We start from the raw sequence: 16,716 nt of genomic DNA on the forward strand, positions 1-16,716 counted from the left end.
CTTACCGGGCGGGCAATTCCTACCATCGGCTACCGTGGCATGCATTCGTTCGATCTGTCGTTCGAGGACTTCTTTGTGCCCGACGGCAATGTGATTGGCGAGACTCAGGGCCTGGGCAGAGGTTTCTACTACACCATGGCGGGGATGACAGGCGGGCGTATGCAAACGGCCGGACGGGCCAGCGGCGTGATGCGGGCGGCTCTATTGGCGGGGCTGCAATATGCGACGGAGCGCAAGGTGTTCGGTGCCCCACTGGCGGATTATCCGCTGACCGGCGCCAAGCTGACAAAAATGGCTGCACGTTATTTCGCCAGCCGTTATCTCACTATTCGGTGGGACGTATGCTGGCTCAGGGCGAGGACCGAATGGAAGCAAGCCTGGTGAAGTTGTTTGCCTGCCGCAGCGCGGAAATGGTGACGCGCGAATCCCTGCAGATTCACGGGGGCATGGGCTATGCCGAGGAAGTGGCGGTGAGCCGCTACTTTGTTGACGCACGGGTGCTGTCAATTTTTGAGGGCGCCGAAGAAACCCTGGCGTTGAAAGTCATTGGCCGCAGCCTGCTGGAAGCCGCACTGAAAGCCGAGGTCGCCTGATGAGCGAGGCAATTCTCAAGGGCATGCGCGTAATTGAGGTATCGGCCTTTGTCGCCGCTCCGCTAGGTGGCATGACCCTGGCGCAGATGGGGGCCGATGTGATCCGCGTCGACGGTCTCGACGGCGGCCTGGACTATCGCCGCTGGCCGGTCACCGACGACAACACCAGCTTGTTCTGGGCCGGGCTCAATAAAGGCAAGCGCTCGGTGGCCATTGATATCAACAACCCCCGGGGGCGTGAACTAGCCCAGGCGCTGATCACCGCGCCGGGCTTAGACGCCGGCATGCTGCTGACCAATTTTCCACCCCGAGGCTGGTTAGACTATGACACCCTGCGTGCCCAGCGTGCGGACCTGATTCAGTTGACCATTCAGGGCGATCGCCATGGCGGCTCGGCGGTTGATTACACGATTAATCCGCGCATTGGTTTGCCCTATCTCACCGGCCCACAGGACGTCGATGGCGCGGTCAACCATGTGCTGCCAGCCTGGGATCTGATCACTGGGCAAATGGCGGCCGTTGGGTTACTTGCCGCTGAGCGTCAGCGCAGCCGGCAGGGCGTTGGTCAGCAGGTGAAGCTGGCTCTGGAAGATGTGGCGCTGGCAGTGATGGGGCATTTGGGCTTTCTTGCCGAAGCCCAGCGCGGCGTACAACGGCAACGCCACGGCAATGACTTGTTCGGCGCCTTTGGCCGAGACTTCGTGACCCGTGACGGGCAGCGCATTATGGTGGTTGGTCTGACCCTCAAACAGTGGCGCAGCCTCTGCGAGGTCACAGCTATCACCGAACAGGTGGAGGCCTTGGGTCGACACCTACAGGTCGATCTAAATCGCGAAGGTGAGCGTTTCCACGCCCGTGAGGCCTTGGCCTCATTGGTCAGCCCCTGGGTGGCGGAGCGCACCCTGGAAGAGATAACCGCCCTCTTTGAAGACAGCGGCATGTGCTGGAGCCACTACCAGAGCATCAGCACCCTGCTCGAAGAAGACCCGTCCTGCTCCGAGCAAAACCCCTTGTTCAAAATACTGGAGCAACCCGGCATCGGCCAAATACTCACCCCCGGCATGCCCCTGCGTTTCAACGGCCACTACCGCACGCCGCAGCCGGCACCGCAGTTGGGGGCTGATACCGAGGCGGTGTTGATGGACGTGCTGGGGTTGAGCAGCAGCGAGTTCGGCGCGTTGCATGACCAGGGATTGGTGCGTATCGCACATCGGTAGGGATGTGCCCGTGTCAACGTCGGGCGAGGATAACTGCAGGAGATCCAAACGGCCATCTTGCTCATGGTTGTCAGGTCGTGCAGTCGTATGAGAGCCCCGCCAGTCATCGCCTGTCTTATTTTGCGCGCGTTGCATGCAGACGATGCGCCGAATTGCCGTAGGTATTGCGGCTGATCAAGCAATGGTTTGAGGTGACCCCCGGGCTTTTGATAGGGATTATTGATGCCGGCACCGATTGATTCATGTGCTAACGCAACACTGACCCACCTCCAATCGGCACAAATCCAGCACAGACAGTAGTGCTGGTTTCAGGCTGTTTTCCGAGTGAGTTATGGCAGCGACAGCTAATTCTGCTGTCACGCAGAGACAAGCCATGCCTCCCGATCCGGGCATACGATCACCTCCAAGCGAGCACACTTAAAAAACGCTCGGCGTCGTGAACTTACCTTCCTGCCTCCAATAATTAAAATGGTGAAGTATGTCTTCGAAAAGCCGGATCACCTTGACTTACAAGAAACCGGATGAACAGAAGGTTCGCTCCTTCAAGGTTCAGTTCGGCGCTGTTAATATTTTCCTCGGATTAGCGTTGGCTGTAGTGAATCACAGTGCTTCGGCTGCAACGATTTATAAAGACGACAACTCGAAGCTTGACTTCACGGTACAGGCGATCTACGGGGCGTTTCACAGCAGTGAATCCTATAATCAGGGCGGTCCTATCAAGTCTGGTGCCGCCGGTTGGCAAGAAGGGGTACTCAGGGCTGGGTTTAAAGGCCAGACGTTATTGCCTGGGTTATATGACAGTTCGCTCTACGGAGAAACCACTTGGGTGGCTAGCGGTACCTGGGATGGTGGCGATGCTGCGGGATACACGGACGGCTCCGAGCGACGAGCATCAATCGATCGGGCCTATATCGGCTGGCGCTCGGGTAATCTGATGCATGACTGGGGAAAAGATTTTGTCGATCTATCTGTGGGCAGCCAGAAAATTCAGATAGGTGATGGATTCATCATCAACGGGGATGGCTTAAGTGTCGGCAACAATATCGCCGATGGTCAATTGGATAGAGGTGGCGCCTATTATCTCACCCCGCGCAATGCTTTTCATAATACGGTGAAGCTGCACCTTGGGGCGCAGGATCTATGGCGTGGCGATTTGATTTGGCTGAAATCGGATAATGAGATCAAAGCCAAACCAGAACTCGGGATTGCTGTACTGGAAAGGGGAGATGAGCATGCTACGTTCGGCCTCACTTATATAAAGGGTTTGGGGGTTGACGAAAGCTTGGCGAACAGTTTCAGCGCCCAGAGGGATGGCCTTGAAGTTGTCAGCCTTCGTGGGCAAGGTGACTTCGGTATCAAAGACCTGTTTTTATCGTTCGAATATGCCCATGAGGACAAGTCACAGGGGCAGGAACATGCCTGGTACGCGGAAGGCGCGTGGACCTTCTCCCAGTTACCATGGACGCCTCGCTTGGGCTATCGCTACAGTCGTTACTCCGAAGACTACGACCCCCTCTTCAGTGGTTACAGTCGTGGTTACGGCACTTGGTTTCAAGGCGAAGTCGCCTCTAACTACTCAGGGCCATTTCAGCGAAATGCTGGCATTCATATGGCGGAACTCCAATTGCATCCGACCGCCAATCTGACCTTGGGCGCATTGGCTTACTCGTTTAGAAGTCTGGACAAAAGACAAGGCGACCTGGACGCCAGTGAAGTGGATGCATACCTGGATTGGTCGGTGGGAGAGAACTGGGTTATCAGTCCCTTGGTGGGGCTCTATAAACCTAAGAAAAGTGCAGAACAAGGCGGCTCCCAACTGGGGAACGATAATCTTAACGTCTACAGCCAGTTAGTCGTGGCTTTTCACTTCTAAAAAATGACAGAAAAGGTTCTGAAGAAATGAAAAAAAACTTGAACTGGCTCGCCTCTAGTGCCTTGCTCGTTGTGGCCTGTCTTGCCCCCCAGGCCTTCGCAGCCTCAGCGAGACCCAACATTTTGTTAATTGTTGCCGATGACTTGGGGTATTCAGATCTAGGAGCATTTGGCGGGGAAATTGACACCCCGAATCTGGATGAACTGAGTAAGCACAGTACTTTGCTTCAATCGCTTTACGTTGCCCCCACCTGTTCGCCGACCCGCTCCATGTTGATGTCGGGGACCGACAATCATCTCGCAGGTGTCGGTAATATGGCGGAAATGATGACGCCTCACCTGACACCTGAGCAGATGGGCAAGCCTGGCTACGAGGGTTATCTAAACCAGCGCGTAGCGGCCCTGCCAGAGTTGATGAAGGATGCTGGCTACCAGACCTTCATGGTCGGAAAATGGCACTTGGGTGGCGCTGATGGACTGCGTCCACAGCAGCGTGGATTCGATAAGTCATATGTCCTTATGGGGGGTGGGGCCGCTCATTTTAAGCAAACGGCACCTATGCAAATAGCGTCAGACGCCCCGGAACCCGTCTACAGGGAGAATGACATCAAGGTAGAGTTGCCAGCGGACTTTTACTCATCGACCAACTTTACGAACAAGTTGATTGAGTACGTCGATGCTGGCCTGGGAGAAAAAAAGCCCTTCTTTGCCTATGCGGCCTACACCGCCGCGCATTTACCTTCCCAGGCTCCCGACGCCTATCTGCAGAAATATCGGGGACGTTATGACCAAGGTTACGAAGTGACCGCGGCACGCAGAATCGAAAAACTCAAATCTCTTGGTCTGGTCGACGCAAAAGCTACGCCAGTTCCGATGCCCAAGGGGGTAAAGCCATGGTCTGCACTCAGTGTCGAAGAGAAAGAATACTCGGCACGGACAATGGAAGCCTACGCAGCAATGGTCGATGCTTTTGACCATGAGATCGGCAGACTTATCAATCACCTCAAGGACAAAGGGCTTTATGACAACACCTTGATCGTGTTTTTGTCCGATAATGGACCAGAAGGTAATGATTGGAGCAAAGATGTTGAAAATGATCAATGGATCCCCAAACACTTTGACGTCTCGTTAAACAATATTGGACGTCCAAACTCTTTCGCTTATGAGGGACCCGCCTGGGGGCAAGTCAGCGCCCAACCATTCAGAATGTTCAAGGCCTATACCAATGAAGGGGGTGTTCGTTCTGCATCGTTCATGCGTCTTCCATTCAATGACAACCCTCAACGCACCGACGCCGTGGTGACTGCCATGGACGTCATGCCAACGATACTTGATGTGGCAGGTATCAAACATCCCGGTACGCAATACCAAGGCAAAACCGTTGAGCCGATGAAGGGGGCGAGTGCTTTATCCATGCTCCAAGGTAAAAGCCATGCAGTGCATGATTCCACCTATACCGTCGGTATTGAATTGATGGGGCGTAATGCTATCCGCAAGGGTAACTGGAAAATCGTTTACTCCTTTGATGATGGCAAGGGCACTTGGGCGCTGTACGACCTGGCGACCGACCGCGGTGAGTTGCACGATCTTTCCAGTAAGCACCCAGACAAGTTGAATGAGCTGCTGACTGAGTGGGCGCAGTATGTGCGGCAGAACAATGTCATCAGTACGGGGCGTGATACAACCTACCCACGTCGTGACTATTGATACAGAGGGCCTCCCACGTGAAGAGGCCCCATTGATGAGTTATGAAAATGAATGACTACAGGCGTGCTCTGATAGCCGGGGCATTATTGAGCGTGATGGTTACCATTGATGATGTCAGTGCCGAACCTGTTTATTCATCTTTGGGTGACGTATCATCTTGCAGGCAATATTCAGGCTTACCGCCCAAGGATGTACCTATAGAGCAGGTATGGGTGCCGGGGGGCACCTTTACTATGGGTTCCAATACGCACTATCCGGAAGAAGCGCAAGAGCGGAAAGTTACGGTGGATGGGTTTTGGATTGATCGGCATGAAGTGACGAATGCGCAATTCCGAGCGTTCGTTGAGGCGACGGGATACAAGACACTGGCTGAGCGGGGGTTAGACCCTAAAGTATTTCCCGGCTTGCCCGATCAGATGTACCGTCCTGGATCAACAGTGTTCGAACCCCCTCGCGATCTGCAGGTCAGCAATCTTCAGTGGTGGCATTTCATAGAAGGAGCGGATTGGCAACACCCTAGTGGTCCAGGCAGCTCCATCGACAATATGGATAATCATCCCGTCGTACAAATAGCCTTTGAAGATGCTCAGGCTTACGCGAAGTGGATGAACCGTGCATTACCGACCGAAGCTCAATTTGAGTACGCGGCTAAAGGTGCGAGCAGTACAACCTACCCCTGGGGCAAGAGTCTTCATTTGGACGGGAAGGAGATGGCGAATACCTGGACCGGCGTATTTCCTTTTTTGAATACCGCCACTGATGGTTTCATCGCGACAGCGCCTGTTGGCTGTTTTCCTCAGAATGCCTACCATCTTTTTGATATGGTGGGTAATGTTTGGGAGTGGGTAATGGATGACTGGACGCCTTATCACTCCATCGAGGAAGAGCCTCATCCAGAAATTGATCTTGAGGATTCACTCAGCGTCCAAGCGCGAACGCTTCTGCTGGGTACAATCAAAGGGGGATCTTTTCTTTGTTCACCCTCGTACTGCAAACGCTACCGTCCGAGTGCGCGACATGCTCAGGATCGAACCATGGGAACTAATCATATTGGTTTTCGTACCGTGAGCCTTCCTTGAAGGCCTGAACTTGATTTGTTGAGCGGTTTAGTTGACTTGTTAGTCCTCATTTGGGCCGGCATATGTGCCAAATCATACGCCCGATTATGAGGTGCCTTAATCATGCCTGGAGGTCCATAAGTATGCGACTTACATGATGAATCGCACGAACCTCAAGGCGAGTATGGCGTCCTCTTGGCGCTTCAATAACTGTGAAAGCCTGACACCGAGACTTCCATCACTCTACCTCACAGTCTGACCGGAAATCGAGTCCGTTCATGGGCGATAAAGGCGGAGTTAGACCCCCTGGCAAAGAGCATCGGTGATGCTGCCGAGCCGTGCTACGCTTTCGGTTGGCATGTGGACTGGTTTAAGAGGCTGCCGGCATCCATCGAGCAGCAATTGATCCTGAAGCTGTATTACGGACATTTCTTCTGTCACGTCTTCCCTCAAGATTACATTGTGTGTAAGGGCCATGATTGCCAAGCCGTGGAACATGCGATGTACGCACTGCCGGATGAACGTGGCGCTTAATACCCGGCAGAGCATAACGTTGGCCATCCAGCGAAGGCCGATCTAAAGGCGTTCTATCAGAAGCTGGCCCCGTCCAATGTCTTCAATCCGGGCGTGGAAAATGTCAACATTGGCAGGGTGAGGCTTGAAAAGGCCAGGCAAACAGGGGGGGATATCGAGAGCGCCCCTCTTGGATTTTAACGATAATCAAATCCATCAGATTCAAACCGACGAAATCATCACTTTTCAAACACGATTACTTGGTCTCCAATACCATAGCGCTAAACTTCTCCCTCACGTCTCGTTCTGGCAGTCCATCTCCAATAATAATGAGCTGGGTAGACCGCAAGTTCCCGGGCCATGCCTCCAAGCTGGTTTCGGGGAAGAGATAATGCTCCACCCCTTGTACGATGATGGGCTTATCCGATTCCATTATGTTCAAAATCCCCTTCATTCTTAACAGCTTGTGGCTGTACGTCCGGGCCAGCCACCTTAGAAAAGAGATGGCGACGGCCCACTTGATCGGCTCGTCGGCACTTAAGCAGAAAGTATGCACCCCCTTGTGATTGTGCGTCGAAGTACTCACCGATAAAGATGGTTGGAAATGCGTAGGTCTAAGCCTTAGAAGCATCTCTTTTGCCAATGGCTGCTGTTGGTTCTCAAGCAGTAACGAAAAAATATCCTGTTGAACGCGACCATTTGTAATGGGTTTATCTGGGTACAAGTCGCGCAGCTTTTTAGTAATACCTACAAGGGTATCGGTACTCACCAGATCTGTTTTTGTCAGTACCAGGTGATCGGCGATACCTATTTGTCTGTCTCGCTCTACCCGAGGTCGATGCTCCAGCGCACCTATCTGGCAATCCACCGTGGTCACTACGGCCTGAAGTCTAAATCTTGAAACGAGGCCTTCATCACCAAGCAACAGCTTCACCAGTGGAACAGGATCTGCCAACCCCGTCGTTTCGACAATCACACGATTAAAGTTTGGTAACACTCCGCTTTCACGTCGGTTAAACAGTGACTTGAGGGTGTCCCCAAACTCAGATTTCATAGTACAGCACACACATCCGCTTTTAAGGAGTACGGCATCGTCGTCGAGCGTTCCGACCAGTAGGTGATCCAACCCAACCTCACCGATTTCGTTGATGATGACGGCGGTGCGCGCCATGCGTGTGTCGGCGAGAAGCTCGCGGAGCAATGTCGTTTTACCGCTGCCAAGGAAACCGGTCAGAAGTGTGACCGGTATACGGTCATGGGTGGTCAGGTTGGTCACCATATTCTCCTAATTTACGCCGATTCCCGTGAGTAGACTTCTTCCCCACAGATGAAAGTTTTGAGTACTTTCGTCTCCGCTATTTCGGCGGGAGAGGCCTCGAATATAGGCGTGTCCAACACAATGAATGTCGCCTCTTTACCAATCTCCAAAGAGCCCCGTTGATCTGATCGACCGACAGCAATGGCGCCATTTATGGTTAACATTTCCACTCCGAGTTCAAGAGAAACGCTTTCATCTCCATGCTCCAATACCCCTGCAAGCGCCGGGAATAACGTTGGAGTAGGAGGTAATAGCCAGTCCGTGCCGATCGTCATCAAAGCACCGTTCTCGTACAGGGTGCGAAAATCGTAAGCCCTACCCAATGCTTCTTGATACTGCGGAATATGCCAGATCGCCGGAGACATTTCGGCCACAACGCCTAGATCTGCGAAACGCTTGCGATCCCGCTCAGAAATATAGTGGGCATGAGCGATGTCGTGGTATTGGCCTGGGGCTCGAGGTACATGCGATGCGCGTTCGTAGTTATCGAGTCCAATTCGGGCAGAACCGTACCCAGTGCAATGGGACTTAACAATAAGACCCTCAGCAGTCCAGTCCGCAATCCGTTCGCTCAGTTCATCTGGATCTAATAAGAGGTTGTATGTGATCGGTTGGTCAGTCACCGGATCAAGCGGTACATGGCTGAAAACGGGTGCCATGGAGGTCCCATCAAGTAAAACCTTGATAGCGTTCACGTCAACCCTTGCGCTTGCATACATAGCGCGATTCGCAATCACTGCATCCTGGCCGGCCTTATTGCAGCCCGCAAGCATTTCCGAGCCCCATGGTATGTGACATGTTAGGTTCAGAGTAAGCTGTCCACGAGAATCCAAAGCTTTCGCTGCTTTCAAAAACGCTTCGTTTGCTGAAGCCTCCTGAACCGACGTGATTCCATGCTCATTACAAACCAACGCCGCCACTTTAAGAGCTTCTACGTTCTCTTCAAGAGAACTTTGAGGAGCGGCGCGGTGTACAACCCCCCAAGCTTGCTCACGGAGAATTCCGTTCAGTTCCCCGGTATCCTCATCCCGCCCAATAACGCCACCGGGAATTGGAGGGGAATTTTTATGCAATCCGGCGGCGGCGAGAGCGGCGCTATTCGCCATCGCATTGTGGTAGGAAAAATCGTGTAGCACGATAGGTACACCGGGGAGGACATTATCCAGCCATTCCAACGTCAGGATTTCAGTGGTCAAGACTAATGGATTGTAAACGCTAGCCGTAATCCATTTACGATGTGAGTTTTTTGTCCAATAAGCCCGGAGCTGTGAGGCAAGCTCATCTAGGGTCTGTGGGTCGTCCAGTTGGCACTGAAACCCCAGTCTGCGTGCCGCCGCCCAGATCAAATGGCTATGGGCATCGTGCAGTCCAGGAATGATTGTCTTACCCTTGAGGTCGACATTTACAGTTTGAGCATTTGCTAAGGCATTGATCTCGGTCACGTTCCCGATAGCCAAGATTTTTCCATCATTTACCAGCATCGCCTCAGCCCTAGGCTGATTCTTATTAACCGTCCAGATTTTTGCGTTGTAGTAGAGAGTTGACATGGTTACTCCTTTCAGACTTTTGACGTAAGTTCAGTTGAGATGCGAGGCGGATGCGCTTTTATCAGGTAGACAATGATCCCGGCCACAGCAGAACAGGTCGCAGAGATCACGAACACTGGCGCGAGGCTGTCTCCTACTATGACGCTGGCGATTAGTGTCGGGGCCAGAGCAACCGCTAGGCATTGAGTGACACCCATATACCTAACGTAGATATAGTTTGGATCGTTTGCGGCGATGTGCGCCATGTAATACGAAAGCGCAAGCATCCATCCTACGTTCATTACAAACAGCGAAGTCATCAGTCCGTTTGTAGTGAAACTTGACGTAGCTAAAATTACGGTCGGGACGGCGATTAAAATACAGCCGATTAGAATGAAAGGCTTCCTGCCCCAAGTATTGCCAGCTAAGGCGGCGAAACCGGCTCCAGGCAAACCTCCTAATAGACCAATACCAAATGCCCAGCCAATGTCCACCTCGGAAATCCCTTGAGCCATACCAATGTTACCAACGTATCCCCACAGGGAAAATATAGCTACCTCTAAAAGGAACATACCCAACATGGCAACGCCGCCATCAAATTGCGTACCTTGTCCTGATAATGTTGAAGACGAAACACTCTGTTGGAGGCGAAAAAGATACTGGCTTAAAAAAGCGCCAGCGACAGTGATCATGACAAACCATATCCCGATAGAGTAAATAGCAGTTTTTGCACTGTAGTACTCAACGATGACTGGGTACAAAATGGCGTACCCGCAAAAGACCAATGTTTGCAGCGCTAGCGTTATGCCATATGAGCGCTCTTGACCTTTGATCAACCCTAGATAGTAGATAGCCAAGCTGAATGCCAGTCCCGCACCGCATCCCGCCATAAATCTTGAAGCCAGGACTACCTGGAAGTTAGCAAACTGGGCGGATACTGTGTTAAAAATGAGTGCAATTAATCCAGCGCATATGAAAAGAATGGCAGGTTTAATACGCTTGGCTAGCGAGGCACAAACTACGGTGCCGAGCAGCATGCCATAGCTTTCCGCAGAAATAATCCAGCCCTGTTCGGAAAGATCTAGATTGCGTATCGCCGCAAGCGACCCAATGAACATCGGAAGAATACCAAGAACAATGATTGCAATGGTTGCAATCCATATGAGTAGCAGTCGATCACGGTTTACATTGGAGGCGTGATGGTTGTGCATGATGCACCTGTTTGGTTTTGGCGTTGGAGGGATGGTCTGATCAGTATTTATACGCAACCCAGAATTCAAGTGCGCTGAAGGTTTCATCACCCAATGCTTGCTTAGCACCGGACAACGGCTGCACCCAATTGAAAGAAACGAAAGAATAGATGGAAGGAGTGGGGGTCCATTCCAAGTACAGACCTGTCTCATTTGCAAAGTTTTTATTTGTCACTGGCGTGCCAAAGTAATTACTTTCCGCCAGCTCAAAGTGATGGTGTTGGGCTCCAACCGAAAAAACTTCGTTGAGCTTCATTCTGCCGCGGAGAGTACTGACCTTTGCGTTACTGTTGTACAGCACATAGTTGCCGACAACTTCCCCAATCAACCATTGCCCCCAGTCAGTGTATCCCTTCGTGCTAGGGTCAAAGCTTCGCTTGGTGTTATCGCCCGGATCGTCATCGCCTGAAAAATACGCATAGCGATATCCAATCGAGGGCGCAGACGGCATGGAAAACGTATAGTCCAACGATCCGTACCAAGCTTTGGCGTCGTATTTGATTCCGTCTCCGCTGCCTTTCTCCAATGCATACTCTGCGTTGTAGACCAGGCCAGGAAGGCCAGGAATACTGCCTTTGAGCGCGCGTAAGTTGTAAACGTTTTGACCATTTCGTTGTGACGAGAGGGCGGAAAGCTCCGACTCCATTGTGTCGACTTTGTAAGCCATTGCTCCTAGCACGACGTTTGGCAATTGCCAGTCAGCGTTTAGACCTTGGAGCCTAAAGTCACCCGCATGTCCGTCTGTGCGAAGAGAAAAAGCCTGAGCACTGACATGGCTACCTGTCCAGTTGAGAACGACAGAGTCTCGGTAGGCCGTTCTGGGCGCGCTGTAGTAGGCGCCGTCACCAAATGCATCCACATTCCCATCACCAATAAGGAACATGTTCCCTACAGCGAAGTTTTGGTTACCAACGGTCAGCTTCCAATCTCCGACTTGCACGCCACCATATAACTCCTCTAGGGCAGTGTTGTTGGCGCCGTTGCGGGTGTAGCCCCCTGGGTCAGCCCCACCTTGTGTGGTAGCTGCAACGATGGAACCTCCGGCCAATAGAGTGGTGTCTGGGTTGACGCTATATTCCATTGTTACGCCTGGCTTTACCGAGAACTCTTGCCAGGAATGGTTTTGCCCGGTCGGTTTGCCTGACCGGATATCGAATGCGCCAGCACCAAAGTTGGCGTTTTTTGAAGAAACCGAGGCCGCCAGTGCGGATAGGGTGAAATCAGCCTTGAAATCGCCTTCTTGGATTTGGTAACCGGCAAAGGCGGTTCCAGAAAGCGTCAGGCCAACGCCATACGATAGACAAGTGAGGCCGTAGGTACGTGCGAACCTATGCATTTGTGGCTCCTGTGTATTTGATTTTTTTGTTCAACAGGGCAGTGAGGAAGCTCCGAGTTTCGAGATCGTCCTGATCAGATGTAGCTCGGCGTAGCTGTTTGTCTTGGGAGGTGAACCTCCCGGAGCTATGAGGCCTGAATCGGCCTCTGCGAGGCTCACCCATCTCCGTAGCGGGGGCCGTGGATTGATTTTTGCCATCAGAAAATATTTTTGTAAAGAAAATAATTTGAATAAAAAATAAAACCACCCTAATCTACGATCATCTGAAGAGAGGACAGTCATGACGGGGTTGAGAGAGCGACAGAAGGCGCAACGTCGGCAGGTGATTGCCGACGCCGCGCTGGCCGTATTCAGTGAGGTCGGATTTTCAGCAGCGACGCTTGACCAGATCGCCATTCGGGCCGGCGTGTCCGCGCCTACCGTAGTGAACTACTTTGGGGGCAAGCAGGAGATTTTGCTTGAGCTTCTCAAAGCGCCGGATGCGGTAGCAATCCAGCGCCTAAGGCTTCGTGCTGAAAAAGCCAGTAGTTTGCTGAACGCGCTTTGCGAAATTGATACAGAGGTCGCTGTACTCCAGCTGGAAGCATTTCCACCTAAATTGTGGGCTGAAATTGCGCCAGCCCTTTTAGCTGGAGAGCTGCAGTACATTTTCAACATTTGGAATGAAGTCTTGCTGTCTGAGGTCAAGCTGATTTTGCAATATTACCAGCGTGCAGGCCTGTTCAAACCGGAGGTGAGCATTGACGTGGCGCTGCGCATTATCAGTGATCTTAGCAATATGGCATTTGCCCGCCTTGTCACTCAACCTGAGCCTGACTTGGTGGGTCATGCCGTCCAGATGCGCGCTACGTTTGAGGCCATTTGTGCTGGACTGGAAGCGGTTGGCCACTCAGGTCTGACACTTTCCTCTAAAAAGAAAAGCACTGCTGCAGGTTCCAATTTAGAGGCTAAAAACTGATAACCGCTTTTTTAGGTTTAGGAGCCTCGGTTCTATCCAAGTGCTGCACTCGTTAATCGCCCTTGTAGAGCAGAAGCGATGATGACCATGACCTAGTGGAAGTCTCCACAGATCCGCGGCTCAGTAAGCATGGGACAAGGCCACAAGCCAGATGGACTTAGCACCCAGCAACGGCTGAACGCTTGTGACGACCTGTTGGCCAAACGGCTTGATGGAATGCGCTCGGATGAAAGGCTAGCTAGTCATTAGGCCATTAGGAAAAAGTATATCTAGCACTGAAGTATTTAACATGCCCAGTTGCATCGCAGGCTGTCGAACTACAAGAGATGTATACAAGGAAGCTTTTATATAGCCTCGATCGATAAATTTACTAATTCCACCATCCTTGCTTAATGGTCACAATCAAACAAAACGACGAGGCTCCTGTTATGTCTTCAAAGGAATATTGGAAAACATTGGTCCATAGCCAAAAATTCGCCAGTCACGCATGGATTGGAGGGCAAGGCACAGTTTCGCCCAATACATTTGAAAGCATAAATCCTGCTACCGGACAGACGCTTGCTCACGTCATCAATTGTGGGGAGGTGGAAGTCAATCAAGCAGTCGAAGGCGCCCGAGCAGCATTCAACTCAGGTGTATGGTCTTCTTGCAGTCCGGTTGAACGGAAGCAGGTGCTGTTGCGATTGGCTGATCTGATTATTGAGCACAGAGAAGAGCTCGCGCTTCTCGAGTCAAGCTGCATGGGCAAACCCATTTCTGACGCTATGAACATTGATGTTCCAGGTTCGGCAAATGTATTTCGCTGGTATGCGGAAAGCCTGGACAAGCTGTACGGCGAAACCGCACCTTCGGCGCCTAATGTATTGGCTACGATCACCCGTGAACCACTGGGCGTGATCGGTGCGGTAGTGCCATGGAATTTCCCGCTGGACATGGCGTCGTGGAAGATTGCGCCGGCATTGGCTGCTGGTAACTCTGTCGTATTGAAACCTGCAGAACAATCACCATTCTCCGCCATTCGACTGGCTGAATTGGCAACGGAAGCGGGCGTGCCCTCTGGTGTGTTCAACGTAGTTCCTGGTTTAGGAGAAACCACTGGACGGTTGGTTGGGCTACATAACGATATTGATTGCCTGGTTTTCACCGGCTCCACACAAGTGGGAAAAAAGTTCATGGCGTACTCGTCACAGTCCAACCTGAAGCAAGTATGGCTGGAGTGCGGTGGTAAGAGCGCCAATCTCGTCTTTGCTGATTGCGAAGATCTTGAGCTCGCCGCCGAGAAAGCTGCCTTTGGCATCTTCTTCAACCAAGGGGAAATCTGTTCTGCAAACTCTCGATTGTTGGTGGAGCGGAGTATCCACGATAAATTCGTCGCGCTGCTGAAAGCTAAGGCTGCCCTTTGGATGCCCGGTGACCCGCTGGACCCCACGAGCCCCGCTGGTGCAATTGTCGACGCAAAGCAAACAAGCAACATCCTCGAACACATCGAAATCGCGAAGGCCCAGGGTGCAACACTTGTTTGTGGAGGGCAAAGCGTTGAAATCAACAATTCCAGCAACTTCATTGAGCCGACTATTTTCACAGACGTGAATCCGTCTATGACCTTAGCCACCGAAGAGGTCTTTGGCCCTGTGCTCGCGGTCATACCGTTCGACACGGAAGATGAGGCAGTGGAGATTGCGAATTCGAGCGTTTATGGGCTGGCCGCCTCAGTTTGGACGGACAATCTGAACCGCGCCCACCGTGTAGCTAAAAGACTTCGTGCGGGGACCGTATCGGTAAACACCGTTGATGCGTTGGACGTGACGATACCCTTCGGTGGATTCAAACAGTCGGGCTTCGGGCGCGATCTATCTCTGCATTCTTTTGAGAAATATACCCAGTTGAAAACCACGTGGTTTCAATTGCGCTAAGCAGCGCCAGGAGAGATGAAATGACCAAACCGATACGCACTACAAGCGACTATCAGAAGCTGGATGCCGCACACCATATCCATGCCTTTCTAGACCAGAAGGTGCTAAACGATAAAGGCGCACTGGTAATCGAACGTGGAGATCGTTTGCATCTGTGGGACACCGAGGGAAAACGGTACCTTGACGGCATGTCTGGCCTGTGGTGTACGAACCTGGGTTACGGGCGTAAGGATCTCGCAGACGTTGCCCATCGTCAGCTTCAAGAGCTGCCATACTACAACCTGTTTTTCCAAACCACTCACCCTAGAGTGAATGAGCTGTCCGAGCTGCTCTTTAGTCTCCTGCCAAACCGCTACAGTCACGCGATTTATACAAACTCCGGCTCCGAGGCAAACGAGGTACTGATTCGCACAGTGCGCCGTTACTGGCAGATCCTGGACAAGCCCGAAAAAAGCATCATGATCGGACGTTGGAATGGATATCACGGCTCCACTCTGGGCAGCACAGCCCTAGGGGGCATGGGTTTCATGCACGAGATGGGTGGCATGCTCCCAGGCTTCGCTCATATTGGTGAACCCTACTGGTACGCCCAAGGCGGCGAACTCGACGAGCAGGCCTTTGGCCTGAAAGCAGCGGCTGAGCTTGAAACGAAGATCCTTGAACTCGGGGCAGAAAAGGTAGCGGCCTTCGTTGCTGAACCATTCCAAGGCGCAGGCGGCATGATTTTTCCTCCGGCGAGTTATTGGTCCGAGATCCAGCGGATCTGCCGCAAATATGATGTCCTTCTTTGCGCAGACGAAGTAATCGGTGGTTTTGGTCGTACAGGCGAATGGTTTGCTCACGAACATTTTGGCTTTGAACCGGACACCCTCTCTATCGCTAAGGGACTGACCAGCGGATACATCCCGATGGGGGGCCTGGTTCTGAGCAAAAAGATAGCGGAGGTGCTGGTCGAAAAAGGCGGTGTTTTCGCAAGTGGCCTGACTTATTCTGGCCATCCCGTGGCCGCTGCTGTTGCTATAGCGAACATCCTGGCTTTGCGCAATGAAGGGATTGTCACCCAAGTTAAAAACGACACGGGCCCGTACCTTCAGAAAATTTTGCGTGAGGCATTCAACAATCATCCGCTGATTGGCGACGTGCAAGGGGTGGGAATGGTTGCTGCTCTGCAGTTTGCTGAAGAAAAATCATCTCGCAAACGGTTTGAAGCGGAGAACGATATCGCCTGGCACTGCCGGACTGTCGGTTTTGAAGAGGGTTTGATTATCCGCTCAACCTTGGGTCGGATGATCATGGCGCCTGCTTTGATCGCTAACCATTCTGAGCTTGATGAGTTAGTAGAGAAAACTCTCCGGGCAGTGAACCGCACGGGCCAGGAACTCAATCTGATCTAGCTATTGCCGAGCCTCAGCTTCCAAGGTTGAGGTTCGAGAGCCTTCCTGTAGAAAGGGGCTC

General features: G+C 52.2%; 13 protein-coding genes and 1 pseudogene. 10 read left to right on the plus strand and 4 right to left on the minus strand.

What is annotated here, in order from left to right; translation table 11 throughout:
* Positions 1-39: 39 nt before the first annotated feature.
* The 7 genes and pseudogenes from BLQ55_RS32330 (at position 40) to BLQ55_RS30090 (ending at position 7,161) form a co-directional block, all read left to right on the plus strand.
* On the plus strand, positions 40-384 hold the full coding sequence (locus BLQ55_RS32330) for an acyl-CoA dehydrogenase family protein (protein ID WP_218130129.1): 345 nt from the start codon (positions 40-42) through the stop codon (positions 382-384).
* Entirely contained in the window at positions 366-593 is a 228-nt protein-coding gene (locus BLQ55_RS32335) for an acyl-CoA dehydrogenase family protein (protein ID WP_218130130.1), read from the plus strand. Before BLQ55_RS32330 ends, BLQ55_RS32335 begins: the two co-directional genes overlap by 19 nt.
* Complete coding sequence (locus tag BLQ55_RS30070) at positions 593-1,810, plus strand: CoA transferase (protein WP_092259249.1); 1,218 nt, start codon at positions 593-595, stop codon at positions 1,808-1,810. The genes BLQ55_RS32335 and BLQ55_RS30070 overlap by 1 nt, the downstream gene beginning before the upstream one ends.
* A gap of 478 nt (positions 1,811-2,288) precedes the next feature.
* Positions 2,289-3,683 (plus strand): alginate export family protein, encoded by a 1,395-nt coding sequence (locus BLQ55_RS30075; protein ID WP_256326668.1) that lies wholly within the window; start codon positions 2,289-2,291, stop codon positions 3,681-3,683.
* A gap of 26 nt (positions 3,684-3,709) precedes the next feature.
* On the plus strand, positions 3,710-5,389 hold the full coding sequence (locus tag BLQ55_RS30080) for an arylsulfatase (protein ID WP_092259252.1): 1,680 nt from the start codon (positions 3,710-3,712) through the stop codon (positions 5,387-5,389).
* A gap of 47 nt (positions 5,390-5,436) precedes the next feature.
* Complete coding sequence (locus BLQ55_RS30085) at positions 5,437-6,468, plus strand: formylglycine-generating enzyme family protein (protein ID WP_092259264.1); 1,032 nt, start codon at positions 5,437-5,439, stop codon at positions 6,466-6,468.
* 339 nt (positions 6,469-6,807) lie between these two features.
* Positions 6,808-7,161, plus strand: a pseudogene (locus tag BLQ55_RS30090) (hypothetical protein).
* A 55-nt stretch (positions 7,162-7,216) separates the two neighbouring features.
* Here BLQ55_RS30090 and BLQ55_RS30095 read toward each other — a convergent pair.
* Genes BLQ55_RS30095 through BLQ55_RS30110 form a run of 4 tightly spaced genes read right to left on the minus strand, consistent with a single transcriptional unit; the run spans position 7,217 to position 12,390 of the window.
* The gene (locus tag BLQ55_RS30095) at positions 7,217-8,236 is read right to left on the minus strand and encodes a CobW family GTP-binding protein (protein WP_170847566.1); all 1,020 of its coding nucleotides are present in this window, start codon (positions 8,234-8,236) and stop codon (positions 7,217-7,219) included.
* A gap of 14 nt (positions 8,237-8,250) precedes the next feature.
* On the minus strand, positions 8,251-9,825 hold the full coding sequence (locus BLQ55_RS30100; RefSeq protein ID WP_092259255.1) for an amidohydrolase: 1,575 nt from the start codon (positions 9,823-9,825) through the stop codon (positions 8,251-8,253).
* Between the two features lie 11 nt (positions 9,826-9,836).
* Positions 9,837-11,015, minus strand: coding sequence for an MFS transporter (locus BLQ55_RS30105; RefSeq protein ID WP_092259258.1), 1,179 nt, complete (start codon positions 11,013-11,015; stop codon positions 9,837-9,839).
* A gap of 40 nt (positions 11,016-11,055) precedes the next feature.
* Positions 11,056-12,390, minus strand: a complete 1,335-nt coding sequence (locus tag BLQ55_RS30110; RefSeq protein ID WP_092259261.1) for an alginate export family protein — start codon at positions 12,388-12,390, stop codon at positions 11,056-11,058.
* Between the two features lie 280 nt (positions 12,391-12,670).
* On the opposite strand from BLQ55_RS30110, the gene BLQ55_RS30115 reads away from it, so the two are divergent.
* From BLQ55_RS30115 to BLQ55_RS30125, 3 genes are all read left to right on the plus strand, one after another.
* Complete coding sequence (locus BLQ55_RS30115) at positions 12,671-13,348, plus strand: TetR/AcrR family transcriptional regulator (RefSeq protein ID WP_092198740.1); 678 nt, start codon at positions 12,671-12,673, stop codon at positions 13,346-13,348.
* Positions 13,349-13,776: 428 nt separating this feature from the next.
* Positions 13,777-15,261 carry an aldehyde dehydrogenase gene (locus BLQ55_RS30120; protein ID WP_092259267.1) on the plus strand — a complete coding sequence of 495 codons (1,485 nt, stop codon included), beginning with the start codon at positions 13,777-13,779 and terminating at the stop codon, positions 15,259-15,261.
* Between the two features lie 20 nt (positions 15,262-15,281).
* A complete protein-coding gene (locus BLQ55_RS30125; RefSeq protein ID WP_092198737.1) occupies positions 15,282-16,655 on the plus strand; it encodes an aspartate aminotransferase family protein in 1,374 nt (457 codons plus the stop codon).
* The last annotated feature ends 61 nt before the right edge of the window (positions 16,656-16,716 follow it).

The organism is Pseudomonas sp. NFACC13-1, assembly GCF_900104425.1.
In the GTDB taxonomy this organism is placed as follows: domain Bacteria; phylum Pseudomonadota; class Gammaproteobacteria; order Pseudomonadales; family Pseudomonadaceae; genus Aquipseudomonas; species Aquipseudomonas fluorescens_AA.